The following is an 18,465-nucleotide window of genomic DNA, read 5'->3' on the forward strand; positions in this document are numbered from 1 at the left end:
GTCAGCTCCCTCTGCGGGGTCCGGGACCGGTGGGCGGCTCCCAGCCGGGACGGGGGCGGTGCGTGCCGGACCCGCCGGGAGCGGCGCCGGCGCGTCCGGCGTCGCGCGACCGGTACACGACGTACGGCCGGAACAGGTACGGCACCGGGGCGGAGAACGCGTGCACCAGGCGCGTGAACGGCCACAGCGCGAACAGCAGGAACGCGGCGACGATGTGCACCTGGAAAGCGACGGGGACGCCGGCCATCAGTTCGGGCTGCGGCTGGAGGTACCAGAGCGAGCGGAACCAGGGCGAGATGGTCTGCCGGTAGTCGTAGCCGCCCTCGCTCACGAGCTGCGTGGTCGCGGTCGCCCACGCCCCGGACAGCACCGACAGCGCGAGCATCGCGTACATGACCTTGTCCATCACGGTCGTCGCGAGGAACACGGCGCTCGTGGTCCGGCGGCGGTAGATCAGGATGAGCAGCCCGAACACCAGCACGGCGGACGCCGCCGACCCCGCCAGCGCCGCGACCAGGTGGTAGACGTCCTCCGGGATGCCGACCGCCTCGGTCCACGACGCCGGGATCACGAGCCCCGCGACGTGCCCGAGGATCACCACGAGCAGGCCGAGGTGGAACAGCGGGGACCCGATGCGCAGCAGCCGCTTCTCGTACAGCTCGGACGACCGGGTGGTCCAGCCGAACCGGTCGTACCGGTAGCGCCACACCGACCCGACGACCAGCACGGCGAACGTCACGTACGGCAGCACCACCCAGAGCATCACGTCCACGGCGGAGCACCTCCAGCGGCGTCGGGCCTGTCGGTCCCGAAGCCCGGGAGGCCGGACAGGCCGACCAGCTCCGCGGGCGGGCCCTCCGCCACGAGCGACGCGACGCGCTCCAGCGTCCGCGCGTCGACGGGCGGGAGCGTGAGGCAGACCGCCTCGACCGCCGCGACCCACGGCGAGCGCTCCGCGGCGAGCGCCTGCCGGAGCACCTCGATGCCGTCGCGGTGGGCGGTGAGGAGCGCGCCGACGATCCGGGCGCCGTCGCCGTCCGCCCGGGCGGAGAGCTCGAGGACGCTGCCGAGGTGGTCGGGCAGCTCGCCCCGGGTGACCTCCCAGCCGACCGCGCGGTAGGCCTCGGCGAACCGGAGCAGGGCGGCGCCGCGCCGCCGGGTGTCGCCGGCGGCGTAGTAGGAGAGGTAGAGCGTGCAGCGGCGCTTGAGGTCGAAGGTGGCGACGTAGGCGGCCTGGAGCGCGCCGAGGTCGCCCTCGATCACGGCGGTGGCCAGGCCGGTCAGCCGTTGGGCCACGGGCGGCGGCAGGTGCCCGACGGCGGCGCGCACCTCGTGCGCGGCCCGCACCGCGTGCTCGTCGGGGTACGCGAGCAGGAGGGACGCGGCCATGTGGGCCAGCCGCCGGTCGCCGTCGGACAGGGGGACCGGGGCGAGCGGCTCGCCCCCGGCGACCGAGCGGGCGCCACGGCGGAGCACGGGGCGCGGCAGGAACGACAGGCTCATGACGCCTTCCCCTCGTTCTCCGGCGGGAAGAGGCCGGCCGGCCGCCCGTTGCCGTCCCAGTTCAGGAGGTTGACCCGGCCCGGGGTGGACGGGCCGTTCGGGGAGTCGGCGGTCTGCCGGGACGAGAGCGCGTGGAAGTTCTCCACAGCGACCGGGACCGGCAGGCCCGACGACTCCCCGAGCGGTCCGGCGCCGCCCATGCCCGGGCCGCCCTCGTAGTCCAGCGAGCAGGCGATCTCCTCCAGGTCGCGCGCCTGCTCGGCGTGCGCCGTCGGGATCACGTACCGGTCCTGGTACTTGGCGATCGCGAGCAGCCGGTACATCTCCTCGACCTGCGCGCCGGTCATGCCGACGGCGCTGGCCGTCTCCTCGGACGGGGTGTTGCCGAGGTTCACGTCGCGCATGTAGGAGCGCATGGCGGCGAGCCGGCGCAGCACCCGTTCGACGGGCCGGGTGTCGCCCGCGGTGAACAGGCCCGCGAGGTACTCCAGCGGGATGCGCAGCCTCGAGATCGCGGCGAAGAGCGTGCGCGGGTCCTCGCCGTCGTTCCCGGAGCTCGCGACGACGTCGACCACGGGCGACAGCGGCGGGATATACCAGACCATGGGCAGCGTGCGGTACTCGGGGTGCAGCGGGAGCGCGACCTCGTAGTCGTTGATCAGCTTCCAGATCGGCGAGGCCTGCGCGGCCTCGATCCAGTCCTCGGGGATGCCCTCGCGGCGGGCGGCGGCGACCACCTCGGGGTCGTCCGGGTCCAGGAACACCGACCGCTGGGCGGCCAGGAGCTCGTGCTCGTCCTCGACGGACGCCGCCTCGGTGACCCGGTCGGCGTCGTACAGCACGAGTCCCAGGTAGCGCAGGCGGCCCACGCACGTCTCCGAGCAGACCGTGGGCAGGCCCACCTCGATGCGCGGGTAGCAGAGCGTGCACTTCTCGGCCTTGCCCGTCTTGTGGTTGAAGTAGACCTTCTTGTACGGGCAGCCGGTGACGCACTGCCGCCAGCCGCGGCAGGCCTCCTGGTCCACGAGCACGATGCCGTCCTCGGCCCGCTTGTACATGGCGCCCGACGGGCAGGACGCGACGCACGCGGGGTTGAGGCAGTGCTCGCAGATGCGGGGCAGGTAGAACATGAACGTCTGCTCGAGCTCCTCGGCCACGTGCTCGCTCATGTGCTTGAGCACCGGGTCGTCCTGCATCGTCGCGGTGGAGCCGGCGAGGTCGTCGTCCCAGTTGGCCGACCACTCGATCTTCATGTCCTTGCCCGTGAGCAGGGACTTCGGCCGTGCCACCGGGGTGTGGGCGCCCTGCGGGGCGGACAGCAGCATGTCGTACTCGTAGGTCCAGGGCTCGTAGTAGTCCTGGATGGACGGCATCTTGGGGCTGGCGAAGATGGTCGCGAGCTTCTTCAGCCGCCCGCCCGCCCGGAGCTTCAGCCGGCCCCGCCTGGTCCGGACCCAGCCGCCGTGCCACTCGTCCTGGTCCTGGTAGGTGCGCGGGTAGCCCAGCCCGGGCCGGGTCTCCACGTTGTTGAACCAGACGTACTCCATGCCGGACCGGTTGGTCCAGGCCTGCTTGCACGTCACCGAGCACGTGTGGCACCCGATGCACTTGTCGAGGTTCATCACCATCGACATCTGGGCCATGACCTTCACGCGTAACGCACCTCCTGTGAGCGACGCCGGACCACGGTCACCTCGTCACGCTGGTTGCCCGTGGGCCCCAGGTAGTTGAAGGCGTAGGAGAACTGGGCGTACCCGCCGGCCAGGTGGGACGGCTTGAGCAGGATCCGCGTCAGCGAGTTGTGGATGCCGCCGCGCAGGCCCGACGCCTCCGCGATCGGCACGTCCACCGTGCGGTCGGTGGCGTGGTGCATGTAGACGGTGCCCTCCGGCATGCGGTGGCTCACGACGGCCCGCGCGACCACCACGCCGTTGCGGTTCACGGCCTCGACCCACTCGTTGTCCGCCACGCCGATCCGCTCGGCGTCGCCCGGTGACATCCAGATGTTCGGGCCGCCGCGCGAGAGCGACAGCATGAACAGGTTGTCCTGGTACTCGGAGTGGATGGACCACTTCGAGTGGGGCGTGAGGTAGCGGACGACGACCTCGGCGCCGGCCTCCGCTGGTCGACCCTCCGCTGCTCGAACCTCCGCTGGTCGAGCCTGTCGAGACCCCGGCAGCGCCGGCGAGTCCGGGAACAGCCGGTGCATGTCCAACGGCGGCCGGAACACCGGGAGCTGCTCGCCCAGCTCCACGAGCCAGTCGTGGTCCAGGTAGAAGTGCTGTCGTCCGGTCAGGGTGTGCCAGGGCTTGAGCCGTTCGACGTTCACCACGAACGCGCTGTACCGGCGTCCGCCGTGCTCGCTGCCCGACCACTCGGGCGACGTGATCACGGGGGTGGGCCGGGCCTGCACGTCGGCGAACGTGATCCGCCGGCCCTCGTCCTCGCGGGCGAGGTCGGCCAGCGGGCGGCCGGTGCGGCGCTCCACACGCTCGAACCCCTGGACCGCCAGGCGGCCGTTCGTGGTGCCGCTCAGCGCCAGGATCGCCTCGCACGCGTGCGTGTCGCGGTCCAGCCGTGGCCGCCCGGCCACGGGCCCGTCGGGGACCAGCCCGTTGATCTCGCCGAGCCGCCGCACCTCGTCGTCCGGCGAGAACGACACCCCCTTGGTGACCATGCCGACGCCGTCCGTCAGCGGACCCAGCGCCGCCATCCGCGCCGCGAAGGCCGGGTAGTCCCGCTCGACCTCGACGATCTTGGGCATGTTCATGCCCGGCACCAGGTGGCGCTCGCGGAACGGCACGCCGGCGTCCGTCAGCGCGCCGTGTGCCACCGCCATCTCGTCGGGGGTGTCGTGCGCCAGGGGCGAGGCGACGACGTCGTGCCGCACGCCCAGGTGGTGCACCGCCATCGCCGAGACCTTGCGCGCGATCGCGTGGAACGCGGCGAAGTCGGTCTTGGTCTGCCAGGGCGGGTCGATGGCCGGGCTGAACGCGTGCACGAAGGGGTGCATGTCCGTGGAGGACAGGTCGTGCTTCTCGTACCAGGTCGCGGCGGGCAGCACGACGTCGGAGAACAGCGTGGTGCTCGTCATCCGGAAGTCGAGCGTGACCAGCAGGTCGAGCTTGCCGCGCGGGGCCTCGTCCCGCCAGGCCATGGTGGCCGGACGCCGGTCCGGCGCGGACTCCTGCGCGAACACCGCCGAGTCGGTGCCCAGCAGGTGCTTGAGGAAGTACTCGTTGCCCTTGCCGCTGGAGCCCAGGATGTTGGCCCGCCACACGGTCAGCACGCGCGGGAAGTTGGCCGGGTCGTCCGGGTCCTCGACGGCGAACCGCAGCCGGCCCGCCTTCAGCTCCTCGACCACGTGCTCGGCCACGGGCAGGCCCGTGGCGCGGGCCTCGTCGGCCAGGTCCAGCGGGTTGCGGTCGAACGTGGGGTAGCTCGGCATCCAGCCGCGCTGCGCCGAGTCGACGAGCGTGTCCGCCGTCGTCCGCCCTGCGAACGTGCCCGGGGCCAGGGGCGAGGCCAGGGTGTCGGCGGGCAGGCCGTCGTACCGCCACTGGTCGGTCGCCAGGTACCAGAAGGCCGTGCCGATCATCTGCCGCGGCGGACGCACCCAGTCCAGCCCGCCCGCGTACTGCGCCCAGCCCGTCACGGGACGGCACTTCTCCTGGCCCACGTAGTGCGCCCAGCCGCCGCCGTTCACGCCCTGGCAGCCGGTCATCGTGGTGAGCGCCAGGAAGGCCCGGTAGATCGTGTCCGAGTGGAACCAGTGGTTGGTGCCGGCGCCCATGATGATCATCGACCGGCCGTCGGAGTCGACGGCGTTCTGCGCGAACTCCCGCCCGATCTTCGCCGCCGCGGCCGCCGGGACGCCCGTGATCTCCTCCTGCCACGCCGGGGTGCCGGGCGCGGGGTCGTCGTAGTCCACCGGCCAGTCGCCCGGCAGGCCGGGCCGGCCCACGCCGTACTGGGCGAGCATCAGGTCGAACACCGTGGTCACGAGGTGTCCGCCGACGCGGCGCGCCGGCACGCCGCGCACGACGACGCCCTTGCCGCCGGTGTGGGCGTCGTCGTCGGGGCCGGGGACGACGTCGAAGCGGGGAAGGGCGACGGCGACGGCCTCGGCAGGCTCGACCCCCGGGGTCGGCGCTCCGCCGGTCGAGCCTGTCGAGACCCCCGCAAGGTCCGCGATGCTGAGCGCCGGGTCGACGTCGCCCAGGTCCAGGTTCCAGCGACCCTCGTCGGCCTCGCCGTAGCGGTGGCCCAGGGTGCCGTTCGGCACGACGGGCCGGCCGTCGGCGTCCAGCAGCACGGGCTTGAAGTGCGAGTTCGCCTCGGTGGTCACGCCGGGCAGGACGTCGTCGGACAGGTCGGCCGCCGTCAGGAACTTGCCCGGGAGGTACGCCTCCTCGGCGTCGCCCGCCGCGTGCTGCCCCGCGCCGGACGACGGCACCGGGTCCAGCCGCACCAGGAACGGCGAGTCGCTGTACTGCTTGAGGTACGCCGCGAAGCGCTCCGTGCGCCGGTCCACGAGGTACTCGCGCAGGATCACGTGGCCCATCGCCAGGGCGAGTGCGCCGTCCGTCCCCGGGTGCGGGGCCAGCCACGCGTCGGCGAACTTCGTGTTGTCCGCGTAGTCGGGGGAGACCGCCACGACCTTCTGTCCCCGGTACCGGGCCTCGGTCATGAAGTGCGCGTCCGGCGTGCGCGTCACGGGGATGTTCGAGCCCCACATGATCAGGTAGGCGGCATTCCACCAGTCCGCCGACTCCGGCACGTCGGTCTGGTCGCCGAACACCTGCGGGGAGGCCACGGGCAGGTCCGCGTACCAGTCGTAGAAGCTGAGCATCGTGCCGCCGAGCATCTGGATGAACCGGGCCCCCACCCCGTGGGAGACCATCGACATCGCGGGGATCGGCGAGAACCCGGCGATGCGGTCCGGCCCGTGCGTCTTGATGGTGTGCACGTGGGCCGCCGCCACGATCTCCGCGGCCTCCTCCCACGTGGCCCGGACCAGGCCGCCCTTGCCGCGCGCCCGCTTGTACGCGCTCGCGACGGCGGGGTCGCCCGTGACCTCGGCCCACGCGCGGACCGGGTCCTCGGTGCGGGCCCGCGCCGCCCGGTAGGCCGCCAGCAGCACGCCCCGCACGTACGGGTAGCGCACCCGCGTGGGCGAGTAGGTGTACCAGGAGAACGCGGCGCCGCGCGGGCAGCCGCGCGGCTCGTACTCGGGGGAGTCCGGGCCGACCGACGGATAGTCGGTCTGCTGGGTCTCCCACGTGATGATGCCGTCCTTGACGTACACCTTCCACGAGCACGACCCCGTGCAGTTCACGCCGTGCGTCGAGCGGACCACCTTGTCGTGCGACCACCGGTCCCGGTAGAACGAGTCGCCGCCCCGGCCACCCTCCAGGTACAGCCGACGCAGGTCCTCGGACACCTCCCCTCGGCGGAGGTGCCGACCCAGCCTGACGAGCGCGTCCTCGGTGGCCATATTTTTCAGTTTCACCTGGGGCTGAGGAATGTGCGACCGGGCCAGGTCGCCGGATGCCGCGGGCAACCCCTCACACCCCGGGCCCGCCACCTGTGCGTTCTTCCTTACGGTCGATTAACTGCTCTTGGACGGGCGATGAAACACCGCCTCCCTAGTTTCATAGCCGTCGGTCCGACGTCGGGCCGGCCCCGGAACCGGCACCTGTCGGTCCGGGCGCGCCCGGCGTCGTCGGGCATACGCCCATGCAGGGAGGACGACGTGTCCACTCCGACCACACGCGACCAGGCACCCACGCCGAGCGAGTCCGCCGTCCACCGCCGCACCGGACGCTGGATCGAGCACTGGGACCCCGAGGACAAGACGCTCTGGGAGGACGGCGGACGCCGCACCGCCCGGCGCAACCTCGTCCTGTCGATCTTCGCCGAGTTCCTCGGGTTCGGTGTCTGGGCCGTCTGGTCGATCGTCGTGCCCCAGCTCCCCGCCGCGGGCTTCGACCTCACCGTCGACCAGATGTTCTGGCTCATCTCGGTCCCCAGCCTCGTCGGCGCCACCCTGCGCATCCCCTACACGTTCGCCGTCCCCGTGTTCGGCGGCCGCAACTGGACCATCGTCTCCGCGCTGCTCCTGCTGCTGCCCACGACCGCGCTCATCCTCACGGTCGGCGACCCCACCACGCCGTTCCCCGTGCTGCTGGGCGCCGCGGCGCTCGCGGGCCTGGGCGGCGGCAACTTCGCGTCGTCGATGGCGAACATCTCGTTCTTCTTCCCCGAGAGGGAGAAGGGCGCCGCGCTCGGCTGGAACGCCGCCGGCGGCAACATCGGCACGGCGGCCGTGCAGCTCGCGGTGCCGCTGGTCATCGTCGCCGGGGCGGGCGTGGCGCTCGACCGGGCCGGGCTGATCTTCATCCCGTTCATCCTGCTGGCCGCGTTCCTCGCCTGGCGCTGGATGGACAACCTGTCCTCGGCCAAGGCCGACCCGCGCTCGTTCGCCGTGGCGGTGCACCACAAGCACACGTGGGTCATCAGCTTCATCTACATCGGCACGTTCGGGTCGTTCATCGGCTACGCGGGTGCCTTTCCGACGCTCCTGGCCGCGCAGTTCCCGGAGGTCGCCATCCCGCTCGCGTTCCTGGGGGCGCTCGTCGGGTCGGTCGCCCGGCCGCTCGGCGGCATCCTGGCCGACCGCGTGGGCGGCGCGGTCGTGACCATCGGCGCCTTCGCGGTGATGGCGCTCGGAGCCGTGGGCGCGATCCTGGCCCTCGGGTCGGGGAGCTTCCCGCTCTTCTTCGGCTCGTTCCTCGGCCTGTTCGTCGCCACCGGCGTGGGCAACGGCTCCGTCTACCGGATGATCCCCGCGGTGTTCCGGGCCAGCGGCGGGACGGCGAAGGCCGCGGCCGGCTGCATCGGCATCGCCGGGGCGATCGGGGCGTTCGGCGGGTTCCTCATCCCGCGCGGGTTCGCCCTGTCCACCACGGTGGCCGGGTCGATCGTGCCGGCGCTGTGGCTGTTCATCGGCGTGTACGTCGTGATGGCCACGGTCTGCTGGCTGGTCTACGGGCGCGGCGCCATGGCCGCGGCACGGGTCTGAGCATGCTCGCCTCCCCCGGAACCGCGGTCGAGTCGCACTGCCCCTACTGTGCGCTGCAGTGCGGGATGTCGCTGACGCCGCGCGCGACGCCGGACGCCGGTGCGCCGGTTGTGCCCGAGGTGCAGCCGCGCGACTTCCCGACCAACCGGGGCGGGCTGTGCCAGAAGGGGTGGACGTCGGCGGCGGTGCTCGGCGCCGCCGACCGGATCACCGTGCCGTTGGTCCGCCGGTCCCTGCTCACGGGCACGGACCACCCGACTGACTCGGCCGACGGGAGCCGGCGAGTCAGTCCGTTGGTGCCCGTCTCCTGGGACGTGGCACTCGACGTGGTGGCCGGCCGGCTGGCGCGCATCCAGGCGGAGCACGGCCCGCAGGCGGTCGCCGTGTTCGGCGGCGGCGGGCTGACCAACGAGAAGGCGTACGCGCTCGGCAAGTTCGCGCGCACCGTCCTGGGCACGCCGAACATCGACTACAACGGGCGCTTCTGCATGGCGTCCGCGGCGGCCGGGATGAACCGGTCGTTCGGCGTCGACCGGGGCCTGCCCTTCCCGCTGTCCGACCTCGGCGGCGCCCAGGCGGTGCTGCTCCTCGGCTCGAACGTCGCCGAGACCATGCCGCCCGCCGTCCAGCACCTCGCCGGGGCGCGGGCGTCGGGCGGGCTCGTCGTCGTGGACCCGCGGCGGTCCGCGACAGCCCGGCTCACGGAGGACCCGGCGTCGGGCGGGCAGGGGAGCGCGGGAGAGACCACGGCGACCCAGGGCGTGCACCTCGCCCCCGTGCCCGGCACCGACCTCGCGGTGCTGCTCGGGCTGCTGCACGTGGTGCTCGCCGAGGGGCTCGCCGACCGGGCGTACCTGGCGGAGCGCACCACGGGGTTCGACGACGTCGCGCGTTCGGTCGCCGGCTGGTGGCCCGAGCGGGTCGAGACGGTCTCGGGCGTGCCGGCCGACGAGCTGCGCCGCGTGGCCCGCCTGCTGGCGGCCGCCGCCCCGGTGCACGGCGGCACGGGCGCGTACGTGCTGACCGGGCGCGGCGTCGAGCAGTCCACGCAGGGCACGGCCACGGTCACCGCCGCGATCAACCTGGCGCTGGCCCTCGGTCTGCCGGGGCGCGTCGGCTCGGGCTACGGCGCGATCACGGGGCAGGGCAACGGGCAGGGCGGCCGCGAGCACGGCCAGAAGGCCGACCAGCTCCCGGGCTACCGCAAGATCGACGACCCGGCCGCGCGCGAGCACGTCGCCGCCGTCTGGGGCGTGGACCCGTCGTCGCTGCCGGGCCCCGGCCTGCCGGCGGTGCAGCTCCTCCGGTCCCTCGGGGCCGTGGACCCCGACGGCGTGCGGGATCCCGACCGCCCCCGGGCGCTGCTGGTGCACGGGTCCAACCTGGTGGTCAGCGCCCCGAACGCGGGCCGGGTGATCGACCGCCTGCGCAGCCTCGACCTTCTCGTGGTCTGCGACTTCGTCCCGAGCGAGACCGCGCTGCTGGCCGACGTGGTGCTCCCCGTGACGCAGTGGGCCGAGGAGGAGGGCACCATGACGTCGCTCGAGGGGCGCGTCATCCGCCGTCGGGCCGCCGTGCGGGCGCCGGGCGAGGCGCGCTCCGAGCTGTGGATCCTCGCGGAGCTGGCGCGCCGGCTCGGCGCACCCGAGACCTTGTCGTTCCCGACCGACCCCGCCGTGATGTTCGACGAGCTCGCCCGCGCGTCCGCGGGCGGTCCCGCCGACTACTCCGGCCTGTCCCACGCGCGGCTCGACGCCGACGAGGCGGCCGGCGGCCCGGGCCTGTTCTGGCCGGTCCCCGCGAGCGCGTCCGACACGTCGTCGCATCCCGGGACGCCGCGGCTGTTCCTCGACCGGTTCGCGACGCCCGACGGGCGGGCGCGCATGGTCGCCGTCGACCACGTGGGCCCGAGCGACGAGGTGCGCCCCGACGCCCCGGTCTACCTGGTCACGGGCCGCGTGCTGCAGCACTACCAGTCGGGCGCGCAGACGCACCGCGTCGCGGAGCTCGAGCGCCTCGTGGCCGAGCCGTACGTGGAGCTGCACCCGATGCTCGGCTTCCGCACCGGCGTGCCCGACGGCGCCCGCGTGCGCCTCACCAGCGCCCGTGGCCGGGTCGAGGCGACGGCGCGCTGGACCGACGCCGTGCGTCCCGACACCGTCTTCATGCCGTTCCACTGGAGCGGGGTCGGCTCGGTCAACCAGGTCACGACGGATGCGACCGACCCGATCTCCGGGATGCCGGAGTTCAAGGTCTGCGCCGTCGATGTCTCGATGGTCCCCGCGCAGGTCGAGCCTGTCGAGACCCTGGCGACGTCTGCCGCGCCGGGGCTCGACAGGCTCGACCAGCGGGGTCCCGTACAGAAGGAGCTCTCGACATGAACCTGCGTGTCCCTGTGAAGGTCGTCGTGGTGGGTTTCGGGATGGTCGGTTCGCGGCTCGTCGACGAGCTGCTGCGCCGTGAACCCGAGGCCTTCGACATCACGGTGCTCGGCAGCGAGCCGTACGAGCCGTACAACCGCGTGCTGCTGAGCGACGTGGTGGCAGGCCGGACCGACGTCGCGGCCATCACGATGCCCCTGCCCGACGGCGCCCGCGTCAGCGTGCGCCGGGGGGTCGCCGCGACGTCGATCGACCGGGAGTCGCGTGTGGTGCACGCCGACGACGGCACCGTGCACCCCTACGACCACGTGGTGCTGGCGACCGGCGCGGCGGCCCGCATCCCGCCGATCCCGGGCCTGCGTACGCCCGACGGCGGCCTGCCCGCCGGGGTGCACGCGCTGCGCACCCTCGACGACGCCCGCGAGATCGTGGCCGCCACCGTCAACTCCCCGCGCGCCGTGGTGGTCGGCGGCGGCGTGCTGGGCCTGGAGGCCGCCGTCGGGCTCGCCGGCCGCGGCCTGAACGTGACGCTCGTCCACAACGTCCAGGCCATCATGGAGCGCCAGCTCGTCCCGGAGGCTGCCGACGTCGTGCGGTCCGGCCTGGAGGGCCAGGGCGTGACCGTGCGGCCGAACAGCATCTCCACCGAGGTGCTCGTGGCGGGTGGCCGCGCCGTCGGCATCCGGGTCCGGGACAACGCGGGCGGGGCGTCGGCGGGTACGGCCGGGGCGTCGGGCTCGGCGGCGGGCGGCTCGGCGGCGGGCGCTGCGTCGGCGGGCGCCGCGTCGCGCGACGAGGTGGTCGCCGCGCGCCTGATCGTGTTCTCCGTCGGCACCATCCCCGAGACCGGCCTCGCCGCGGCGGCGGGGCTGACGACGGACCGCGGCATCGTCGTCGGGTACGACCTCGCCAGCCCGGACGACCCGCGCGTGCACGCGATCGGCGACTGCGCGCAGCCCCCGAGCGGTTCGCGGGGGCTCGTCGCGGAGGGCTGGGACCAGGCGCGGCGCCTGGCCGAGCAGCTGGTCTCGCTGGTCGAGCCGGTCGTGCCGGCTGTGGTGCCGGCGGTGGTGCCGGCGGTGGCCGCGCGGGTCGGTGCGGCGGCGGGCGGTGCGTCGGGCGATCCCGCCGGAACCCGGCCGGCGGCGCACCTGCGCCTGCCGCGCGACGGCGCCCAGCCCAGCATGGCGGTACGTCTCGGAGCCCTGCTGACCAGCGGCGCGACGACGAGCCGCGCCCAGACGGACCGAGGGATCGACACGCGCGGGACCGACGTCGTGAAGGTCAAGGCCGGTCCGCTCAGCGTCACCACGATGGGGGTCTGCGGCCCGTCGCGCCCGGACGAGCTGACCCAGCGCGCGATCCGCCTCGCCGACCCGAGGGCGGGCCGGTTCGTCGAGGTGGTGGTCTCCGACGGCATCCTGGTGGGCGCCACGTGCGTGGGTGACCCGCGCGTCGCCGCCGACCTCACCGCCGCCTACACCCGCCGCACCCCGGCGCCGCTGGACCCGGCGTTCCTGCTGCTCACCCCGGTGATGGCGGCGGCGGCCCCGGCGTCGTCCCCCGAGCACATGCCCGAGGACGCCGTGGTGTGCCGCTGCAACGGCGTGACCAAGGGCGACATCGCGGGCGCGTGCCCGCCGGGTGCGCACTCGGTCGAGGAGGTGGTCCGCGAGACCCGCGCGACGACGGGCTGCGGCTCGTGCAAGGACGCTGTCTGCGGCCTGGTCGACTGGCTCCGCGCCTCGGCGGAGGCGGTCCCGGAACCGGCGTGAGCGCGGGGTGGGGGTCGGTAATGGTGCGCTTCTACCCAGTCATTGCGCCCGAAAACAGCGTGATTTCGGGCCCAAAGACTGGGTAGAAGCGCACCTTCAGTTCGGCGGGCGGCGGATGCGGGGAGCGTCATGGGGTGGACAACACTGTTGTGGAGGTGGCCGGGTGGGCCGAATTCCGTTCGACTGGGACCCGCGGAATCTTGCTCAGGCTGACTGTCCGGCTGAGGTGGATCGGCCGGGGCCAGGATGATCGAAATCAAGCCCAGCCGACACCCTTCGGTTGGCCTCACCTCACTCCGCGGTGAACCATCACGAACCGGACACGGCAGTCCCGCGCCCGGCGGCGCGTGGCCTACCTCGTCCGGACCGGCTGTGGATGCTTGATCAGCCCCACCAGCGGGTTGAGCAGGGAGGACGGGAGGTCCCAGGCCAGGTCGGTCAGCGAGTCGGCGCTCACCGGCTCGCCCCATGCCCTGTGAGGAAGATGTTCGGCTCGGGTAACCGCGGGCGCACCAGCGCGAAAAACCCGCGACCTACGGTCAAGACATGGTCAACTCCGGCAATCCTCAGCACCTTGTGGTGATCGGCGGTGGCATGGTCGCGCAGCGGCTCGTCGAGGCGCTGCGCGCCCGGGACGACGCCGGTCGCTATCACGTCACCGTCTTCGCGGAAGAGCCCCGCGCACCCTACGACCGCGTGGGCCTGACCCGCTGGTTCGACGAAGGCCCCGACGGCATCGCCCTGGGCGACCCTGCCCTGTGGGCGGACCCGCTCGTCACCCTGCACACCGACCGCAAGATCGAGTCGATCGACCGCGCGGCGAAGACCGTCACGGACCGCCTCGGCCACGTGCACCCCTACGACGAGCTGGTGCTCGCCACGGGCTCCAGCGCCGCGATGCCGCCCATCCCCGGGAACGACCTCCCCGGAGTCTTCGTCTACCGCACCATCGACGACGTCGCGGCCCTGCGCGGCTGGGTCGAGGAGAAGCGGCGCAGCTACCCGGAGGGCAAGCCGGTGCGTGGCGCCGTCATCGGCGGCGGCCTGCTCGGCCTGGAGGCCGCCGGGGCGCTGACCGCGCTGGACGCGCAGGCCACCGTGATCGAGTTCGGCACGCACCTCATGGGTGTGCAGGTCGACCTGGGCGGCGGCCACGCGCTGAAGCGCCTGATCAACGGCAAGGGCATCGGCGTCCGCGCCGAGACCGCGACCAGCCAGATGAAGCCGCACCGGCGCACCGGCCACGTGGGCCGGCTCGACTTCGCGGACGGCGGGCGGCTCGACGTCGACGTCGTCGTGGTCGCCACCGGCGTGCGCCCCCGGGACGAGCTCGGCCGGGCGGCCGGGCTGGCGATCGGGGAGCGCGGCGGCGTCGTCGTCGACCTGACCTGCCGCACCGAGGACCCGCACGTCTGGGCCGTCGGCGAGGTCGCCTGCATCGAGGGCCGCTGCCTGGGCCTCGTGGCGCCGGGCAACACGATGGCCGAGGTGGTCGTGGACCGGCTGCTCGGCGGCCTGGCCGAGTTCCCCGGGGCCGACACCGCGACCAAGCTCAAGCTCTCCGGCGTCGACGTCGCGTCGTTCGGCGACGCGCACGCCCGCACCGAGGACGCCGTCGAGGTCGTCTGGGCCGACCCCGTGGCCGGCGTCTACAAGAAGCTCGTGCTGTCGGACGACGCCCGTACCCTGCTGGGCGGCGTCTTCGTGGGCGACGCCGCACCGTACGCCAGCCTGCGCCCCATGCTCGGCGCGGAGCTCCCCGGCGACGACCCCAGCGCGTTCCTGCTCCCGGAGGGTGGCGGCGGTGCACCGGGCCTGGAGCTGCCCGACGACGCCAACGTCTGCTCCTGCAACAGCGTCTCGGCGGGCACCATCCGCGGCGCCGTCACCGAGCACCAGTGCACCGACGTGCCGGGCGTGAAGGCCTGCACCCGGGCCGGTACCACCTGTGGCGCGTGCCTGCCGTTGGTCAAGAAGCTCGTGGACACCGAGCTGGAGCGCGCGGGCATCGAGGTCAGCACGGCCCTGTGCGAGCACTTCGAGATGTCCCGCGCCCAGCTCTTCGACGCCGTCCGGGTCGCCGACCTGCACTCGTTCAGCGACATCGTGGCCCGTTTCGGGGTCGCGACAGAGGTCTCGACGAGCTCGACCACCGGGGACGACTCGCTGGTCGAGCCTGTCGAGACCCCCGTCGGCAACCGCGGCTGCGACATCTGCAAGCCCGTCGTCGCGTCCATCCTGGCGAGCCTGGGCAACGGGCACATCCTGGCGGGCGAGCAGTCCACGCTCCAGGACACCAACGACCACATGCTCGCCAACCTGCAGAAGGACGGCACCTACTCGGTCGTGCCCCGGATGCCCGGCGGCGAGGTCACGCCGGAGGGGCTGATCGTGGTCGGCGAGGTCGCGCGCGACTTCGGGCTCTACACGAAGATCACGGGCGGCCAGCGCATCGACATGTTCGGCGCCCGCGTGGAGCAGCTCCCGGACATCTGGCGCCGCCTGGTCGACGCCGGCTTCGAGTCCGGGCACGCGTACGGCAAGTCGCTGCGCACCGTGAAGTCGTGCGTCGGGTCCACCTGGTGCCGCTACGGCGTGCAGGACTCCGTCGGCATGGCCGTCGAGCTCGAGCTGCGCTATCGCGGCCTGCGTTCGCCGCACAAGCTCAAGATGGGGGTCTCGGGCTGCGCCCGCGAGTGCGCGGAGGCGCGCGGCAAGGACGTGGGCGTCATCGCGACGGACAAGGGCTGGAACATCTACGTGGGCGGCAACGGCGGCCAGACGCCGCGGCACGCGAAGCTGCTCGCCGAGGACCTGACCTCCGAGGAGCTGCTGCGCACCATCGACCGCTTCCTCATGTACTACGTGCGCACGGCCGACCGGCTGCAGCGCACGGCGCCGTGGATCGAGGAGGTGGACGGCGGCCTGGAGGGCGTGCGCGAGGTGATCATGGAGGACTCGCTCGGCATCTGCGCCGACCTGGACGCCGCCATGGCCCGCCACGTCGAGAACTACGAGGACGAGTGGAAGGCCGTGCTGGAGGACCCGGAGAAGCTGCGCCGGTTCTCCTCCTTCGTCAACGCCCCCAAGGACGCCGACCCGTCGCTGGCCTACGTGACCGAGCGCGGCCAGCGCCGTCCGGCGACGTCGGCCGAGCGCGCGTCCGGCGTCGTCATCGCAGGCCCGAAGCTGGAGGTACGAGCATGAGCGTCAACGAGCTGGCGGAGGCCCGGGTGGCGGGGGAGGCCGCCGCCCCGGGCCGTTGGGAGCGGGCCTGCCTGCTCGCCGACCTGTTCCCCGAGCGGGGCGCGGCGGCGCTCTTCGGGGACGTCCAGATCGCCCTCTTCCGCCTGCCCGACGACGCCGCCTACGGCGGCCACGCCGGGCGGGTGTACGCCGTGCAGAACCTGGACCCGTTCTCGGCGGCGCACGTCATGTCGCGCGGGATCGTCGGCACGCGGGGCGGCGAGCCCACGGTGGCCGCGCCGGTCTACAAGCAGGTGTTCTCCCTGGCCACGGGCACGTGCCTGGTCCTGGCGGACAAGTCCCCGAAGGACGACCTCCCCGCAGACCTGGTGACCTACCCGGTCGAGGTCCGCGAGGACGTGATCTACGTGGGCCTCCCGTGAACGTGTCAGACGCACAGGTCACCCGAGGGAACCGGGGATCTGACACGTCCGGGCGGGTGACGCTCGTCGGGGGCGGGCCGGGTGCCGTCGACCTGCTGACCGTGCGGGCCTGGCGGGCGCTGCAGGCGGCCGACGTCGTGGTGGCCGACCGGCTCGGTCCGGTCGAGATCCTCGCCGAGCTCCCGCCGCACGTCCGCGTGGTCGACGTCGGCAAGGAGCCCGGCCGGCACCCCGTGCCGCAGGAGCGCATCAACGAGCTGATCGTGGAGCACGCGCTGGCCGGCGCGCACGTGGTGCGGCTCAAGGGCGGCGACCCGTTCGTGCTGGGCCGGGGCGGCGAGGAGGTGCTCGCGTGCGTCGCGGCGGGCGTGCCGGTCGAGGTGGTCCCGGGCATCACCTCCGCCGTCGCCGTCCCGGGGCTGGCCGGGATCCCGCTCACCCACCGCGGGGTCACCACGGGCTTCCACGTGGTCTCGGGCCACTGCGCGACCACCCCCGACATGTCAGACGCACAGATCACCCCAGGGAACCGTGCATCTGACACGTCCGGGCCGCTCGACGACGCCGCGCTCTCCTGCGTGCGGTTCGGCACGGCTACGCTTGTCGTACTGATGGGGGTGCGGTCCCTCGGCGCGATCGTGGCGCAGTGCCTGGCCGCAGGCGCCGATCCCGGAACTCCCGTGGCGATGGTGGAGAACGGTTCCACGCCGGAGCAGCGTGTCACGCGGGCCCGTCTCGACGAGGCGGCCGGTGTGGCGGCGGCCCGTGGTGTCCGGTCGCCCGCGGTCGTCGTCATCGGCCACGTGGCCGCGGCTGGGCTTCTGGAGGGTACGAGTGAGCGACGTCTGGCAGGTGCCGGTGTCTGACGTCGCAGCGCCCGCCCACGCCCAGGCCGCCCACCCGACGCTGGGCCAGGTCATGGCCGGCGCGACCGTGCTCGTCACGGCCGAGCGGCGGGCCTCCGAGCTCGCCGCCGCCCTGGAGCGGCGCGGCGCCACGATCCGGCACGCGCCCGCCCTCAGCATGATCCCGCACGTCGACGACGAGACGCTGATCGCCGCGACCCGGGCCATCGTCGCCGCGCCGCCCGACGTCCTGGTGGTGACGACCGGGATCGGGTTCCGCGCCTGGATCGAGGCCGCCGACGCGCACGGGCTCGCCGAGCCGCTCCTCGGCATGCTCACCGGGATCCGGCTCGTCGCGCGCGGCCCCAAGGCCCGCGGCGCGATCCAGGCCGCCGGCCTGCAGGCCGACTGGGTGGCCGAGTCCGAGACGTCCGCCGAGGTGGCGGAGGTGCTGCTCAGCGAGGGTGTGCAGGGGCTGCGCATCGCGATCCAGCACCACGGCGCGGGCGCCGACGGGCTGGACGACGTGTTCGAGAAGGCCGGCGCACAGGTCGCGAGCCTCGTCGTCTACCGCTGGGGCCCCGCTCCGGACCCGACGGCGGTCCGCGAGTCCGCGCACGCGGTGGCCGACGGCGAGATCGACGCCGTGGTCTTCACGTCCGCGCCGGGCGCCGAGGCCTGGCTCCAGGCCGTCGAGGCCGAGGGGCTGGTCGATCAGGTCCGCGCCCGGTTCGCCGACGGCGGCACGGTCGCCGCCGCCGTCGGGCCCGTGACGGCCAAGCCGCTGGAGCACCGCGGGATCGTGCCGCTGCAGCCGGAGCGCGGGCGGCTCGGCGCGCTCGTGCGTGCGCTGGTCGGGCACTACGAGCACATCGAGTCCGTGGCGCTGAGCACGGTCGCCGGGTCTTTGGTGATCCGGGCGCGGGTCGCTGTGCTGGACGGCAAGGTGCTGCCGCTGTCCCCGACGGGCGTCGCGGTGCTGCGGCTGCTCGCGGCGGCGGAGGGCGACGTCGTGCCGCGCGAGGAGGTGCTCGCCGCGCTGCCGGGGGACTCGCAGGACACGCACGCCGCCGAGGTCGCGATCGCGCGGCTGCGCGAGGCGGCGGGCCGCCGCGACCTGATCCGCACCGTGGTCAAGCGGGGCTACCGCATCGAGCTGACCTGACGGCGTCCCGACGTCGCCCGGATGCCGTCCCGGGGCCCTGTTCCGTGGGCTGATCCTGATCCCCTTTGAGGCCCGGCTTTCTT

General features: G+C 73.5%; 11 protein-coding genes. 7 read left to right on the forward strand and 4 right to left on the reverse strand.

Annotated elements, in window-relative coordinates:
• Position 1: 1 nt before the first annotated feature.
• The 4 genes from narI to ACZ7LE_RS02510 are packed head-to-tail and all read right to left on the reverse strand — an operon-like array spanning position 2 to position 7,000.
• Positions 2-763 carry a respiratory nitrate reductase subunit gamma gene (gene narI, locus ACZ7LE_RS02495; RefSeq protein WP_470403270.1) on the reverse strand — a complete coding sequence of 254 codons (762 nt, stop codon included), beginning with the start codon at positions 761-763 and terminating at the stop codon, positions 2-4.
• A complete protein-coding gene (gene narJ / locus ACZ7LE_RS02500; RefSeq protein ID WP_470401804.1) occupies positions 763-1,503 on the reverse strand; it encodes a nitrate reductase molybdenum cofactor assembly chaperone in 741 nt (246 codons plus the stop codon). Before narJ ends, narI begins: the two co-directional genes overlap by 1 nt.
• Positions 1,500-3,155 (reverse strand): nitrate reductase subunit beta, encoded by a 1,656-nt coding sequence (gene narH / locus ACZ7LE_RS02505; RefSeq protein ID WP_470401805.1) that lies wholly within the window; start codon positions 3,153-3,155, stop codon positions 1,500-1,502. Before narH ends, narJ begins: the two co-directional genes overlap by 4 nt.
• A complete protein-coding gene (locus ACZ7LE_RS02510) occupies positions 3,152-7,000 on the reverse strand; it encodes a nitrate reductase subunit alpha (protein WP_470401806.1) in 3,849 nt (1,282 codons plus the stop codon). The genes narH and ACZ7LE_RS02510 overlap by 4 nt, the downstream gene beginning before the upstream one ends.
• Positions 7,001-7,258: 258 nt before the next feature.
• Here ACZ7LE_RS02510 and ACZ7LE_RS02515 point away from each other — a divergent pair, with 258 nt between their 5' ends.
• The 7 genes from ACZ7LE_RS02515 (at position 7,259) to ACZ7LE_RS02545 (ending at position 18,382) form a co-directional block, all read left to right on the forward strand.
• On the forward strand, positions 7,259-8,587 hold the full coding sequence (locus ACZ7LE_RS02515; protein ID WP_470401807.1) for an MFS transporter: 1,329 nt from the start codon (positions 7,259-7,261) through the stop codon (positions 8,585-8,587).
• Positions 8,588-8,589: 2 nt separating this feature from the next.
• Positions 8,590-10,968, forward strand: coding sequence for a molybdopterin oxidoreductase family protein (locus ACZ7LE_RS02520; protein WP_470401808.1), 2,379 nt, complete (start codon positions 8,590-8,592; stop codon positions 10,966-10,968).
• Positions 10,965-12,743 carry an FAD-dependent oxidoreductase gene (locus tag ACZ7LE_RS02525; protein ID WP_470401809.1) on the forward strand — a complete coding sequence of 593 codons (1,779 nt, stop codon included), beginning with the start codon at positions 10,965-10,967 and terminating at the stop codon, positions 12,741-12,743. The genes ACZ7LE_RS02520 and ACZ7LE_RS02525 overlap by 4 nt, the downstream gene beginning before the upstream one ends.
• 546 nt (positions 12,744-13,289) lie before the next feature.
• Positions 13,290-15,950 carry a nitrite reductase large subunit NirB gene (gene nirB / locus ACZ7LE_RS02530; RefSeq protein WP_470401810.1) on the forward strand — a complete coding sequence of 887 codons (2,661 nt, stop codon included), beginning with the start codon at positions 13,290-13,292 and terminating at the stop codon, positions 15,948-15,950.
• Positions 15,947-16,372: a nitrite reductase small subunit NirD gene (gene nirD / locus ACZ7LE_RS02535; protein WP_470401811.1), complete on the forward strand. Its 426-nt coding sequence runs from the start codon at positions 15,947-15,949 to the stop codon at positions 16,370-16,372. Before nirB ends, nirD begins: the two co-directional genes overlap by 4 nt.
• A 56-nt stretch (positions 16,373-16,428) precedes the next feature.
• On the forward strand, positions 16,429-17,238 hold the full coding sequence (gene cobA, locus ACZ7LE_RS02540; RefSeq protein WP_470401812.1) for a uroporphyrinogen-III C-methyltransferase: 810 nt from the start codon (positions 16,429-16,431) through the stop codon (positions 17,236-17,238).
• Between the two features lie 52 nt (positions 17,239-17,290).
• Complete coding sequence (locus tag ACZ7LE_RS02545) at positions 17,291-18,382, forward strand: uroporphyrinogen-III synthase (RefSeq protein WP_470403271.1); 1,092 nt, start codon at positions 17,291-17,293, stop codon at positions 18,380-18,382.
• Positions 18,383-18,465: the final 83 nt, after the last annotated feature.

The sequence above is a fragment of the Promicromonospora sp. NPDC110617 genome, from assembly GCF_055598465.1.